This is a genomic window from Coralloluteibacterium stylophorae, assembly GCF_018122625.2.
GTDB lineage: Bacteria > Pseudomonadota > Gammaproteobacteria > Xanthomonadales > Xanthomonadaceae > Coralloluteibacterium > Coralloluteibacterium stylophorae.
Genome location: NZ_JAGQFT020000010.1, coordinates 147464 through 160680, shown reverse-complemented (window position 1 = coordinate 160680; position 13217 = coordinate 147464). Strand labels below are relative to the sequence as shown.

The window sequence follows — 13217 nt, the reverse complement described above, 5'->3', positions numbered from 1 at the left end:
AGATTACCATTCGCCGCCCCTCACACCGGCCGCGCCCATGATCCGCAGCATGACCGCCTTCGCCTCGGGCGAGCGCGCCACCGCCTGGGGGACGCTCGGCTGCGAGCTGCGCGCGGTGAACCACCGCTTCCTCGAGCTCGGCGTGCGCCTGCCCGAGGAACTGCGCGCGCTGGAACCGGCGCTGCGCGAGCGGGTCGGCGCGCGGGTGAGCCGCGGGAAGGTCGACCTCACCCTGCGCCTGCGCGCGGCCGCCGGCCACGACGCCACCCTCGCCATCGACGAGCCGCTGGTCGACCGACTGGCCGAGATCTGCCTGAAGACCTCGGCGAAGTTCCCCGGCCAGCGCGTGGAGTTCATGGACCTGCTGCGTTTCCCCGGCGTGGTCGTCGAGCAGGCGCCGGACCTCGGCGGCCTGCAGGCCGAGGCGCTGGCGCTGGCCGAGGAGGTCGTCGCCGAGTTCGTCGCGGCGCGCGAGCGCGAGGGCGAGAAGCTGCTTGCGGCGATGGTCGAGCGCGTCGACGGCATCGCCGCCCTGGTCGCCCAGGTGCGCGGCTGGCTGCCCGACATCCGCGGCGGCCTGCGCCAGAAGCTCGAGGCGCGGCTCGCCGAGCTCGACGCGCCCATCGAGCCCGGGCGCATGGAGCAGGAGCTCGTGCTCGGCCTGCAGAAGCTCGACGTCGACGAGGAGCTCGACCGCCTCGACAGCCACGTCGCCGAAGCCCGGCGCAGCTTCGCGCTGCGCGAGGCGGTGGGGCGGCGGCTGGACTTCCTGCTGCAGGAGTTCAACCGCGAGGCCAATACGCTCGGTTCGAAGTCGGTCGACACGCGCACGTCGAAGGCTTCGGTCGACCTCAAGGTCCTGATCGAGCAGATCCGCGAGCAGGTGCAGAACATCGAGTGACCCGGCGCGCCGCGCGCGGCGCGACCGTCAGCTCCGTCGGAGGGATCCCAGAACCCATGCGCGGCACCCTGTTCATCGTCGCGGCGCCCTCGGGCGCCGGCAAATCGAGCATCGTCAACGCGGTGCTGGCGCGCGATCGCTCGATCTCGCTGTCGATCTCGTTCACCTCGCGGCAGCCGCGGCCGGGCGAGCGCCACGCCGAGCACTACCACTTCGTCTCGGCCGAGACCTTCCTGGAGATGATCGCCGCCGGCGACTTCTTCGAGTACGCCCACGTGCACGGCGACTGGAAGGGCACGGCGCGGCAGTCGGTGGAGCCGTTCCTTGCGCAGGGGCGCGACGTGCTGCTGGAGATCGACTGGCAGGGCGCGCGCCAGGTGCGCCAGAAGATGCCCGACGCCGTCGGCGTGTTCATCCTGCCGCCGTCGCGCAAGGCGCTCGAGGAGCGCATGCGCAGCCGCGGCCAGGACAGCGAGGAAACCATCGCCCGGCGCCTGGCCGCCGCGCGCGAGGAGATGTCGCACTACGGCGAGTTCGACTACGTCGTGGTCAACGAGGACTTCGACACCGCCGTCGGCGAGGTCTGCGCGATCTTCACCGCCAGCCGCCTGCGTCGCGACGTCCAGGTCGCCCGCCACCAGCGCCTGCTGACCACGCTCCTGACCGGGGAGCCGAGCGGCCGCGACGGCCTGTTCTGACGCGCTGCGCCGGATTTGCGCAGGCATCGCGCGGCCGGCTAGAATGCGCGGTCCCGTAACGCACCGATTCGGCGTGCCCGCCCTCCGCGCGGACGCGCCAGGAGATCCGCATGGCCCGTATCACCGTCGAAGACTGCCTGGAAGTGGTCAACAACCGCTTCGAACTGGTCATGATGGCGTCCAAGCGCGCCCGCCAGCTGTCCAAGGGCGTGGATCCGACCATCGACAACGCCGAGAGCGACGACAAGCCGACCGTGCTCGCGCTGCGCGAGATCGCCGCCCGCCAGGTCGACCAGGCGCTGATCGACGAGGTCGAGAAGGCCCAGCGCGAGCGCGCCGAGCGCGAGGCGCTGGAGTGGGCGGCGGCCGAAGTGGCCGACGACGACAAGGCCAACGACGACCTCTGACGGCGCGCGCGGCGCCGGCGTTGCCGGCGTCCGCGGCCCCCCGTACGCTGCGGACATGCCGTCTGCGTCCGCCCCCACCGAGACTCCCGGCGCGAGTACCGACCTGCTTCCGGTACCCGACTACGTCGCCGCGCTCGAAGACAAGCTCGCCCTCTACCTCGAACCCGCCCAGGTCGCCCTGGTGCGGCGTGCCTTCCGCGTCGCCGATGCCGCGCACGCGGGCCAGACCCGCAAGTCGGGCGAGCCCTACATCACCCATCCGGTCGCCGTCGCCGGCATCCTCGCCGACCTGCGCATGGACGCCGAGGCGCTGTGCGCGGCGATCCTGCACGACGCCCTCGAGGACACCGCGCTGCCGCGCGAGACGATCGAGGCCGAGTTCGGCGCCGCGGTCGGCGAGCTCGTCGACGGCGTCACCAAGCTCGACAAGCTGAAGTTCCGCGACCGCCAGGAAGCCGCGGCCGAGAGCTTCCGCAAGATGCTGATGGCGATGGCGCGCGACCTGCGCGTGATCCTGATCAAGCTCTCCGACCGGCTGCACAACATGCGCACGCTGGATTCGATGGCGGTCGAGGCGCGCCGCCGGATCGCCCGCGAGACGCTGGAGATCTATGCGCCGATTGCCCAGCGCCTGGGCATGAACCGGGTCCGCAGCGAGCTGCAGGACCTGGGCTTCCGCGCCCTCTATCCCTATCGCTACGCGGTGATCGCCAAGCGCATCCGCGCGCAGCCGGTGATGCGCCGCGAGGCGATGACCAAGATCGAGGCCCAGCTCGCGCAGCAGCTCACCGACGAGGGCCTGCCGCACCGCCTGGTGGGGCGGGTCAAGGCGCCCTGGAGCATCTATACGAAGATGCGCCAGGAGAACAAGAGCTTCGCCCAGGTCATGGACGTCATCGGCTTCCGCGTCGTGGTCCAGACCGTGCCCCAGTGCTACCACGCGCTCGGCGCCGCGCACGCGCTGTACAAGCCGCTGGACGGGCGTTTCCGCGACTTCATCGCGATCCCCAAGGCCAACGGCTACCAGTCCCTGCACACGGTGCTGTTCGGGCCCTACGGCGCGCCGATCGAGGTGCAGGTGCGCACCGAGGAGATGGACCTGATCGCCGAACGCGGCATCGCCGCGCACTGGGCCTACAAGGACGGCAGCGAGGGGCCCAACAGCGCGCAGAGTCGCGCGCACGCCTGGGTCACCGGGCTGATCGAGGCGCAGCAGGCGGCGGGTTCGTCGCTGGAGTTCCTCGACAACGTGCGCGTGGACCTCTTCCCCGACGAGGTCTACCTGTTCAGCCCGCGCGGCGACATCTTCGCGCTGCCGCGCAACTCGACCGCCCTGGACTTCGCCTACGCGGTGCACACCGACGTCGGCAACCACGCCGTGGCGGCGCGCATCGACCGCAAGCTGGCGCCGCTGCGCTCGGCGATGGTGTCGGGGCAGACCATCGAGATCATCACCGCGCCCTCGGCCGCGCCGCAGCCGGGGTGGCTCGAGTTCGTTGCCTCGAGCAAGGCGCGCACCGCGATCCGCGCCCAGCTCAAGCAGCTCGAGCACGAGGACGCGGTCGAGCTGGGCCACCGCATGCTCGACCGCGCGCTGGAGGCGCTCGACCAGTCCTTCGACCGCGTGCCGCCGGCGCGGATCGAGCAGTTCCTCGCCGAGCAGCGCTACGAGCGGATCGAGGCGCTGCTGGCCGACATCGCGCTCGGCAACCGGGTGCCGGCGCAGGTCGCGCAGGCGCTCAGCGAGGACGGACGCAGCGATCCCGGCCACGCTCCGCGCGAGAAGATCCTGATCACCGGCCGCGAGCGCGCGGTGGTGAGCTTCGCCGCCTGCTGCCGGCCGATCCCGGGAGACGAGATCATGGGCTACCACAGCGCCGGCAAGGGCGTGGTGGTGCACCGGCTGGAATGCCCGAACATCGTCGAGTTCCGCAAGTCGCCCGAGCGCTGGGTGGCGATCGACTGGGACCGCGAGGTGCAGGGCGACTACCGCGTGAACCTGCGCATCGAGGTCCTGAACAAGCCGGGCGTGCTGGCCCAGGTGGCCGCCGCCGTGGCCGACAGCGAGTCCAACATCGACAGCGTCGAATACCTCGACCGCGACGTGAACGCCTCGGTGATGGAGTTCGGGATCGAGGTCAAGGGCCGGCGCCACCTGGCCGACGTCATCCGCCGCATCCGCCGCCTGCGCGTGGTCAGCGGCGTGCAGCGCCTCTAGCCGTTTTCCTACGCGCCCGGCGCGCGGCGCCACATCGCGCCGCGGCGGTGCGCGACTTACCATGCGCGCTTTCTTCCAGAGGAACGCGCGCATGTCCCGACAGGCCATCCACACCGAGCACGCGCCGGCCGCGATCGGTCCCTACTCGCAGGCCGCGCGCATCGGCAACACCGTTTACCTCTCGGGGCAGATCCCTCTCGACCCCACGACCATGGAGCTGGTGGAGGGCGACGTCGCCGCGCAGGCGCGGCAGGTGTTCGAGAACCTGATGGCGGTCTGCCAGGCGGCCGGCGCCAGCCTCGACCGCATCGCCCGCGTCGGCATCTATCTCACCGACCTGTCGCAGTTCGCCGCGGTCAACGCGGTGATGGCCGACTACTTCGCGCAGCCCTATCCGGCGCGCTCGACGATCGAGGTCTCCGCGCTGCCCAAGGGGGCACAGGTCGAGGTCGACGCGGTGCTGGTGCTCGACTGAACGCGGTGGGCGCACGCGTGGACACGCCGCTGACGCCGCCGGTCGATCCGGCCGCGGCGCCGCTCGGCGACCTGCCGGGCTGCGGCCCGCGCACGCTGGAGAAGCTCGCCGCCCGCGGCGTACTCACCCTGCAGGACCTGTGGCTGCACCTGCCCCTGCGCTACGAGGACCGCACGCGGGTCGTGCCGATCCGGGCGCTGGCGGGCGGGCCGGCGCAGGTGGAAGGGCGGATCACGGCGGTGGAGAGCGGCTTCCGCTTCCGCCCGCAGCTCAAGGTGGCGGTCGAGGACGAGTCCGGCGCCACCCTGCTGCTGCGCTTCTTCCACTTCCACAGGACGCAGGTCGCGTCGTTCGGCATCGGCCGGCGCATCCGCGTGTACGGCGAGGCGCGCTTCGGAGCGCATGGCCCGGAGATCGTGCACCCGAGCTACCGCCTGCTGGACGAGGCCGATCCGGGCGTGCTGTCGGGCGCGCTGGATCCGGTGTATCCGGCCATCGAGGGCATCGGCGCGGCGAGCGTTGCCCGCCTCGTGGCCGAGGCGATGCGTCGCCTGCCGCCGGGCGAGGCGCTGGAGCTGCTGCCCGCGGCGTGGCGGACGCGCCTCGGCCTGCCGACCCTGTGCGAGGCGCTCGCGCTCGCCCACCGCCCGCCGGCCGGCACCGACCTCGCCGCGCTCGCCGAGGGTCGGCACCCGGCGCTGCAGCGCCTGGTGTTCGAGGAACTGCTGGCGCACCACATCAGCCTGCGCCGCCAGCGCATCGCGATGAAGCGCGAGGGCGCGCGCGCGATCGCAAGTGGCGGTGAACTCGCCGCGCGCCTGCGCGCGGCGCTGCCGTTCTCGCTGACCTCCGCGCAGGAGCGGGTGTTCGCCGCCTGTCGGCACGACCTCGCCCAGGCCTCGCCGATGCTGCGCCTGGTGCAGGGCGACGTGGGCTCGGGCAAGACCGTGGTCGCGGCGCTGGCGGCGCTGCTGGCGGTGGAGGCCGGGCGCCAGGTCGCGCTGATGGCACCGACCGAGCTCCTCGCCGAGCAGCACCTGGCGAACTTCGCCGCGTGGCTGGAGCCGCTGGGCGTGCGCGTGGTGTGGCTGGCCGGCAAGCTCGGGACGCGCGCCCGGACCCAGGCGCTGGCCGCGATCGCCGACGGCAGCGCGCAGGTGGTGATCGGGACCCACGCGTTGATGCAGGAGCACGTGGCCTTCCACGACCTGGCCCTGGCCATCGTCGACGAGCAGCACCGCTTCGGCGTGCACCAGCGCCTGGCGCTTCGCGACAAGGGCGCGGACGGACGCTGCGTGCCGCACCAACTGGTGATGACCGCCACCCCGATCCCGCGCACCCTGGCGATGACCGCCTACGCCGACCTGGACGTGTCGGTCATCGACGAGCTGCCGCCCGGGCGGACGCCAGTGCAGACCGTCGCGGTCAGCGCCGAGCGCCGCGCGGAGGTGGTCGAACGCATCCGTGGCGCCTGCTCGGATGGCCGCCAGGCCTACTGGGTGTGCACCCTGATCGAGGACAGCGCCGAGGTCGAGGCGCAGGCCGCGCAGAGCACCTTCGACCAGCTCATGGCGCAGTTGCCCGGGCTGCGCATCGGGCTCGTGCACGGGCGCCTCAAGGCGGCGCAGAAGCAGGAGACCATGCGTGCGTTCAAGGCGCGCGAGTTCGACGTGCTGGTGGCGACCACGGTGATCGAGGTCGGCGTCGACGTGCCCAACGCCTCGCTGATGCTGATCGAGAACGCCGAGCGCCTCGGCCTCGCCCAGCTGCACCAGCTGCGCGGGCGGGTCGGGCGCGGCGCCGCGGCCTCGACCTGCGTGCTGCTGTACCAGCCGCCGCTGTCGGCGATGGCGCGCGAGCGGATCGAGGCCATGCGCGCGAGCAACGACGGCTTCGTCATCGCCGAGAAGGACCTCGCCCTGCGCGGGCCCGGCGAACTCCTGGGCGCGCGCCAGACCGGGCTGGCCGGCTTCCGCATCGCCGATCTCGCCCGCGACGCGGCGCTGCTGCCCGCGGTCCGCGACTGCGCCGACGTGCTCCTGGCCGAGGATCCGGCGCGGGCCGACCGTCTGGTCGCGCGCTGGGTCGGCGGCGCCGCCCGCTACGCCGGCGCCTGAGCCCGCGCACGCTGCACCCGCGTTCAGCGCCGCCGGATCTTGGCCCCCACCGCCACGCCCGGCACGATGCCCCATTCCCCATTCCCCATTCCCCATTCCCCGTTCCCCGTTCCCCGTTCCCCGTTCTCCGTTCCCCGTTCCCCGTTCCCGACTCCCGGTCCCCATGCCCATGCCCAGCCCCATCCCCCTCCTCATCGACACCGATCCCGGCATCGACGACGCCCTGGCCCTGCTGATGGCGATGGACGACCCGGCGCACGAGCTGGTCGGCCTGACCGTCGCCGCCGGCAACGTCGGCCTCGCGCACACCGTGCGCAATGCGCTGAAGGTGGCCGAGGTGGCGGGCGTCGACGTGCCGGTGTACGCCGGTTGTCCGGTGCCGCTGCTGCACGCTGCCGAGGACGCCTCGTACGTGCACGGCAGCGACGGCTTCGGCGACGCCGGTCTGGACGCCCCCGCCGGGCGCGCCGGGACCGAGCACGCGGCGCTGGCGATCAGCCGCCTCGCCCGCGAACATTCCGGGCGCCTGCTGCTGGTCACCCTCGGCCCGCTGACCAACCTCGCGCTCGCGCTGCGCCTCGACCCGGAGCTGCCCCGCCACGTCGGCCGCCTGGTGGTCATGGGCGGCGCCGTGAACGGGCGCGGCAACACCTCGGTGCCGTCGGAGTTCAACCTGATGTTCGACCCGGAGGCCGCGCACGTGGTGTTCGAGGCCTTCGAGCGCTTCGACCTCGCCGACTGGGAGGCGACCCTCGCGCATGCGCTCCCGCACGAGGCGCTCGATGCCTGGCTGGCCGCCGACACGCCGCGTGCGCGCTTCTACGCCGCGATCTCGCGGCAGAGCCGGGAGGGTTCGAAGCAGCGCGGTCGCCGCGACTGGGCGTCGGCCGACCCGCTGGCGATGGCGATGGCGCTCGAGCCCGAGGGCGTGCTCGAGGCGGAGCGGCATGCGGTCGCGATGGAGCTCACCGGTGCGCACACGCGCGGCGCCACCGTGGTCGACTGGCTCGACCGCAGCGGCGCGCCGGCACGCGCCCGCATCCTGCTGCGCTACGACCGCGCGCGCTTCCACGAGCGCCTGCGCCGCGCACTCGGCGCCTGATCGCCTCAGGCGGGCGAGGTCGCTCCCTCGCCCGCGGCGCCCGGGTCGGCCGGCATCCGCTGCGCCAGCGCGCGGCTGAGCTGGACGTCCATGCGGGTGAAGGCGATCTCGATGCCGGCGTCGGCGAGCCCGCGCACGATCCGCGCGTTGAGCGCGTTCTGCGTCTCGATGCGTTCGTTGAGCGCGCGCACGTGCACGTAGAGCGCGAAGTTCAGGCCGTTCGGGCCGATCCCGGCGAAATGCGTCCACGGCGCCGGTTCGTCCATCACCGTCGGCGTCGCGCGCGCGGCGTCCATCAGGATGCGGTGCACGGTCTCGGCGTCGCTGTCGCGCGCCACGGTCACCGCGACGTTGAGGCGGGTGTGGGTGTCGGTGAGGGTCCAGTTGATCAGGCGGTCGGTGATGAAGGTCTTGTTCGGTACCACCACCTCGCGGTTGTCCCAGTCGAGGATGGTGGTCGCGCGCGTACGCACCTTGGTGACCGTGCCGGTGAACTCGCCGATGGTGATCAGGTCGCCGATGCGTACCGGCCGCTCGATCAGCAGGATGATGCCGGAGACGAAGTTGGCGAAGATCTCCTGCAGCCCGAAGCCCAGGCCCACGGTCAGCGCCGCGGCCATCCACTGCAGGTTGCCCCAGCGCACCCCGAGCAGGGCGAAGCCGCCGACCACGCCGCCGATCACGATCAGGTAGCGCGAGATGCTGGTGATGGCATAGCGCGTGGAGGCGTCGAGGTGGGTGCGCGACTGCAGCCCGACCTCGAACAGGCCCGGGAGGTTGCGCGCCGCGACCGCCGTGGCCAGCAGTACGACGGCGCCGTACAGCACCGAACGCAGACTGGTCTCCGACGCCCACGGGCGGATGTCGTCGAGCCGCTCCAGCGCCGGCAGCAGCGGGCCCCAGATCAGCAGGGCCGCCATGACCAGCAGGCCGAGGGTGAGCGCGCGCAGGAGGCGCCGGCGCTGCGCGCTGACACGTTCCAGCGGCAGGTTGTCCGGATCGACCTCGACCGCGAACTCGCCACCGCCGTCGCCCTCGTCGCTGGCGCGGGCGGCCTCGCGCCGTTCCTCGTAGCGGCGCAGCGCGATGCGCCGTTCGCCGAGCAGGAACCAGCGCTCGATCAGGCCGCGCACGATCGCGATCGCGGTCAGGGCGAGGCAGGACTGCCAGAACGTGAGGAGCATCGCGCCGACGGTGACGGTGTAGCCGAGCAGGGTGAGGACCATCAGCAGGACCGCACCGACCGGCAGGACCACGCGCAGCAGCCGGCGCGCGGCCGACGGTTCGGGTGTCATCCGCCGCGAGTGCCAGACCGCCTCCGGCGCCAGCAGCCGCCACAGCGCCAGGCCGACCACCAGACACCAGCCGAGGAGCAGGTCGCGCGCGACGATGTCCAGCGCCGGTTCCTGCTGCGCGCGGAACAGCAGGACCAGGCCGAACTGCAGTGGCAGCAGGGCAAGCAGCCAGCCGCGCAGCGTCCGCAGCGCGCGCCGCCGCTGCGCGGTCCAGCGCAGGTGCAGGTCGCCCAGCCCGCCGTCCCTGGCCAGCGCCGGGAACAGGGCGACGAGGTAGAGCAGGGGGGCGCTGCCGAGGAACGCGGCGCTGAACGCCGCCACCGCACGGTCGCCGCGGCTCTCCGGCGCCAGCAGGAGGGCCAGTCCGGCCGCGGTCGCGAGGGCCGCCGCCGGCAGCGCGGCGATCGCGGTCGCCGCGGCCGCGGCCAAGGTGGCGGCGTAGGTGTCGGTGCGGACCCGTTGCAGCGGCGCCGCCAGGTGGGCCAGACGCGCGCCGAGGCGCAGCCGCGCGACCAGGCCGACGACGGCCAGGGCGAGGCCGCTGGCGAGGATGGCGAGCACGCCGAGGTCGCGCGTGCCCAGCGCGACCAGGGCCGGGCCGGGGTCGGCGGCGCGAAGGGCCGAACGCCAGCCCTCGCCATGGCGCGCCAGCCATGCGCGGTCGACCGGCGCGTGGCCGGGGGTCCACAGCAGCCGCCGGCTGAGCAACTCGTCCAGGCGCTGCAGGCGCGCCGCCTGGGTCTGCAGGGCGACCTCGGTCGCCGACAGCGCGGACACGAGTTGGCGGTTGGATTCGGCGAGTTCGTCGATCAGCTCGCGCTGCGCGTCGCGCAGGGCGCGGAGGGTGCCGTCGTCGGGATCGACCTCCGCATCGTCCAGCGCCTCGCGCGCCTCGTCCAGGTCGATCAGCCTGAGCCGGGCGCTGTCGAGGCGACGGCGCACCTGCGCCCGCCGCTCGGCCAGCGCCGCGGCCTCGTCGAGCCGGGCGCGCTCGCGCAGCAGGGTCAGGGCGACGGCATCGTCGCGTCCGCCCAGGGCCAGGCGTGCCTCGGTCGCGCGCAGCACGTCGTCGGTGCGCGCGGCGTCGCGTGCCGCCGCGATGGCGTCCGAGCGGGCCGCAGCGAGGTCGGTCTCGCGCTGCGCCAGGCGGCCGGCGTGGTCGATGTTGGCGCGAGCGAAGTCCGCCGCGGCAGGCCCGCCGTCGGCGAGCGCCGCCTCGGCCTGCGCACGGACCCGCTCCTGCAGCGCGGCGACCTGCGCCTCGCGCAGATCGGCCAGCTGCGCGAGCAGGAGCTCCAGCTTGCGGCGCGCCAGCGCGACCGCGCGCTCCTGCACGCGCTGGCGCGCCTCGTAGAGCTGCTGCCGGACCGGCAGCGTGGCGATCTCGGCCTCGGCCCGCACGCGCTCGTTCGCGGCGCGGCGCCAGGCCGCGTCGGCCGCCGCGGCGGCGACGCCGGCGGCGGGATCCTCGGGATCGCGTTCGGAGGCGGCGCGGGCATTGGCCGCGGCGTCGCGCAGTGCCGCCTCCTGCTCGACCAGGGCGGGATCCAGGGTCGAGGGGCTGGTCAGGATCCGGCCGAGTGCCGCGGCGGTCTGCTCCAGGTCGCCGCGCAGCCGCTCGTACTCGGCCTGGACCTGCGCGCGCCGGCGCTCGATCGCGGCCACCGAGGTGGTGGACGGCTGGCGGCGCCGCCAGGCGGCGAGCTCGGCGTCCGTATCGCGCGCCAGGCGCGCCTCGAGATCCTCGACCTCGCGCCCGGCGCGGTCGGCTTCCTCGCGCAGCGCATCGGCCGCCGCGAGCGCGCTCTCGGCGGCGGCGGCGTCCTCGCGCGCCTGCTGCAGGGCGTCCTGCAGCGGCGGGCGCGCCTCGGCGGAAACCGCGCCGTCCTCCAGTCGCGTGGCCAGGGCGTCGAGCGCGGCGCCGCCGGGTGCGGCGAGGGCGGCGGCAGGGGCCGCGCCGCCGAGCGCGGACGCAACGAGGGCCAGCGCGAGCGCGAGGTGCTGCAGGGCGACCGCCGGGAGGCGGCGGAGCGGAGCGTTCGAAGGCATGCGGTGACGTGCCGGCGCAAAGTCCGCGAGGATACGCGCGGTCCGGCATCCGTGGCTGGACCGACCCGCCGGCGACGCTTGCGCGCCGCCGCCGCCGGCGGCTAACATAGTCGTCTTTTCTCGTTCCAGGGCGCCCCGTCATGAAGGCCGATATCCATCCCGAGTACCGGAACGTCGTCTTCCAGGACGCGTCCTCCGACTTCTCCTTCCTCACCCGTTCCACCCTGACCAGCAAGGACACGGTCAAGTGGGAAGACGGCAACGAGTATCCGGTGATCAAGCTCGACGTCACCTCGCACTCGCACCCGTTCTACACCGGCAAGCAGAAGATCATGGACACCGGCGGCCGCGTCGACCGGTTCCGCAAGCGCTACGCCAAGGGCTGATTCCGGGCCCCCGTCGCGACCGAACGCCCCGCCCTCGAGCGGGGCGTTTTCGTTGCTGCCGCCGGCCGCAACGGAGCGTGCCGGGGCGACGCCGGACGCATGCGTATGCGATAATTTCGCGGTTCGCCCGGCCCGTCCGGGTGCGTCTTTCCACGGTCCGTAGCGGGCGCGGCCGGCCGCGTCGCCTGCCCGAGCATCCGCCGGACCCTGCACCAGGAGACCTTCCGTGGCAGATCAGCAGAGCGTGGTGCTCACCGATACCACCGGCAAGAACGTCGAACTTCCCGTCTTCAGCGGCACCCTCGGCGCCCCGTGCGTCGGCATCGCCAAGCTGCCGAAGGAAACCGGCAACTTCACCTACGATCCCGGGTTCACCGCGACCGCGAGCTGCCGCAGCGCGATCACCTACATCGACGGCGACAACGGCGTGCTGCTGTATCGCGGCTATCCGATCGAGCAGCTGGCCAAGCACTCGAACTTCCTCGAGGTCTCCTATCTGCTGATGCACGGCGAGCTGCCGGACGCCAAGCAGTTCTCGGACTTCGAGCACGAAGTCACCCACCACACGATGATCCACGAGGCCCTGAAGAGCTTCCTGCAGGGCTTCCGCCACGACGCGCATCCGATGGCGATGCTGGCCGGCGTGATCTCCTCGCTGTCGGGCTTCTATCACGACGGCCTGGACATCGAGGATCCCGCGCAGCGCCGCCTGGCCGCGATCCGCCTGCTGGCGAAGATGCCGACCATCGCCGCGGCCGCCTACCGCTATTCGATCGGTTGGCCGATGCGCTACCCGCGCAACAACCTCGAATACGTCGACCGTTTCCTGCACATGATGTTCGAGGTGCCGTCGGAGCCGCTGGAGCTGCCGCCGGTCGCCGCCAAGGCGCTCGACCTGCTGTTCATCCTGCACGCCGACCACGAGCAGAACGCCTCGACCTCGACCGTGCGCCTGGTCGGCTCGACCGGCGCCAACCCCTATGCCTGCGTCGCGGCCGGCATCACCGCGCTGTGGGGTCCGGCGCACGGCGGCGCCAACGAGGCGGTGCTGAAGATGCTCGAGGAGATCGGGCGTCCGGAGGATGTCGCCAAGGCCGTGGCCCGCGCCAAGGACAAGGACGACAGCTTCCGCCTGATGGGCTTCGGCCACCGCGTCTACAAGAATTTCGACCCGCGCGCGACGATCATCCGCGAGACCTGCCATCAGGTGCTCAAGGACCTCAACGTCGACGATCCGCTGCTGGAAGTCGCGATGCGCCTGGAAGAGGCGGCGCTCAAGGACGAGTACTTCGTCCAGCGCAAGCTCTACCCGAACGTCGATTTCTACTCCGGCATCATCTACAAGGCGCTCGGCATCCCCACCGAGATGTTCACGGTGATGTTCGCCATCGCGCGCACCGCCGGCTGGGTCTCGCACTGGCTCGAGCAGCAGAACGACCCGGAGAACAAGATCGGCCGTCCGCGCCAGATCTACACCGGCGCCGACAGCCGCGACTACCCCGCCAAGGGCTGAGCGTCCGGCGAGGCTGCAACGAAGAACGCCCCGGCATGCCGGGGCGTTTTTTCGCG

Annotated in this window: 10 protein-coding genes; 9 read left to right on the top strand and 1 reads right to left on the bottom strand. The window is 72.7% G+C overall.

The features are described 5' to 3' along the window. The first annotated feature begins 37 nt into the window (after positions 1–37). The 7 genes from KB893_RS14810 (at position 38) to KB893_RS14780 (ending at position 7918) form a co-directional block, all read left to right on the top strand. Positions 38–901 (top strand): YicC/YloC family endoribonuclease, encoded by an 864-nt coding sequence (locus KB893_RS14810; RefSeq protein WP_211927676.1) that lies wholly within the window; start codon positions 38–40, stop codon positions 899–901. Between the two features lie 56 nt (positions 902–957). Then, a complete protein-coding gene (gmk, locus tag KB893_RS14805) occupies positions 958–1599 on the top strand; it encodes a guanylate kinase (protein WP_211927677.1) in 642 nt (213 codons plus the stop codon). Between the two features lie 110 nt (positions 1600–1709). After that, positions 1710–2006 carry a DNA-directed RNA polymerase subunit omega gene (gene rpoZ, locus KB893_RS14800; RefSeq protein WP_211927678.1) on the top strand — a complete coding sequence of 99 codons (297 nt, stop codon included), beginning with the start codon at positions 1710–1712 and terminating at the stop codon, positions 2004–2006. Between the two features lie 55 nt (positions 2007–2061). Continuing rightward, positions 2062–4224 (top strand): RelA/SpoT family protein, encoded by a 2163-nt coding sequence (locus tag KB893_RS14795; protein WP_211927679.1) that lies wholly within the window; start codon positions 2062–2064, stop codon positions 4222–4224. 91 nt (positions 4225–4315) lie between these two features. After that, entirely contained in the window at positions 4316–4699 is a 384-nt protein-coding gene (locus tag KB893_RS14790; RefSeq protein WP_213173823.1) for a RidA family protein, read from the top strand. Between the two features lie 17 nt (positions 4700–4716). Then, positions 4717–6816 carry an ATP-dependent DNA helicase RecG gene (recG, locus tag KB893_RS14785; RefSeq protein ID WP_213173822.1) on the top strand — a complete coding sequence of 700 codons (2100 nt, stop codon included), beginning with the start codon at positions 4717–4719 and terminating at the stop codon, positions 6814–6816. A gap of 169 nt (positions 6817–6985) precedes the next feature. Continuing rightward, complete coding sequence (locus KB893_RS14780) at positions 6986–7918, top strand: nucleoside hydrolase (protein ID WP_213173821.1); 933 nt, start codon at positions 6986–6988, stop codon at positions 7916–7918. Positions 7919–7923: 5 nt separating this feature from the next. Here KB893_RS14780 and KB893_RS14775 read toward each other — a convergent pair whose 3' ends face one another. Then, complete coding sequence (locus tag KB893_RS14775) at positions 7924–11262, bottom strand: mechanosensitive ion channel domain-containing protein (RefSeq protein ID WP_211927882.1); 3339 nt, start codon at positions 11260–11262, stop codon at positions 7924–7926. A 140-nt stretch (positions 11263–11402) separates the two neighbouring features. Here KB893_RS14775 and KB893_RS14770 point away from each other — a divergent pair, with 140 nt between their 5' ends. Together KB893_RS14770 and KB893_RS14765 are read left to right on the top strand one after the other, a co-directional pair. Beyond that, positions 11403–11648 carry a type B 50S ribosomal protein L31 gene (locus tag KB893_RS14770; protein WP_211927883.1) on the top strand — a complete coding sequence of 82 codons (246 nt, stop codon included), beginning with the start codon at positions 11403–11405 and terminating at the stop codon, positions 11646–11648. A 244-nt stretch (positions 11649–11892) separates the two neighbouring features. Continuing rightward, positions 11893–13161: a citrate synthase gene (locus KB893_RS14765; protein WP_213173835.1), complete on the top strand. Its 1269-nt coding sequence runs from the start codon at positions 11893–11895 to the stop codon at positions 13159–13161. Positions 13162–13217 lie beyond the last annotated feature (56 nt).

What these genes read in the sequence shown, in the direction of transcription:
- KB893_RS14810 (WP_211927676.1), top strand. Translation starts at nt 38, where the DNA reads ATGATCCGCAGCATGACCGCCTTCGCCTCGGGCGAGCGCGCCACCGCC.
- KB893_RS14795 (WP_211927679.1), top strand. Translation starts at nt 2,062, where the DNA reads ATGCCGTCTGCGTCCGCCCCCACCGAGACTCCCGGCGCGAGTACCGAC.
- KB893_RS14775 (WP_211927882.1), bottom strand. Translation starts at nt 11,262, where the DNA reads ATGCCTTCGAACGCTCCGCTCCGCCGCCTCCCGGCGGTCGCCCTGCAG.
- gmk (WP_211927677.1), top strand. Translation starts at nt 958, where the DNA reads ATGCGCGGCACCCTGTTCATCGTCGCGGCGCCCTCGGGCGCCGGCAAA.
- KB893_RS14770 (WP_211927883.1), top strand. Translation starts at nt 11,403, where the DNA reads ATGAAGGCCGATATCCATCCCGAGTACCGGAACGTCGTCTTCCAGGAC.
- KB893_RS14780 (WP_213173821.1), top strand. Translation starts at nt 6,986, where the DNA reads ATGCCCAGCCCCATCCCCCTCCTCATCGACACCGATCCCGGCATCGAC.
- rpoZ (WP_211927678.1), top strand. Translation starts at nt 1,710, where the DNA reads ATGGCCCGTATCACCGTCGAAGACTGCCTGGAAGTGGTCAACAACCGC.
- KB893_RS14790 (WP_213173823.1), top strand. Translation starts at nt 4,316, where the DNA reads ATGTCCCGACAGGCCATCCACACCGAGCACGCGCCGGCCGCGATCGGT.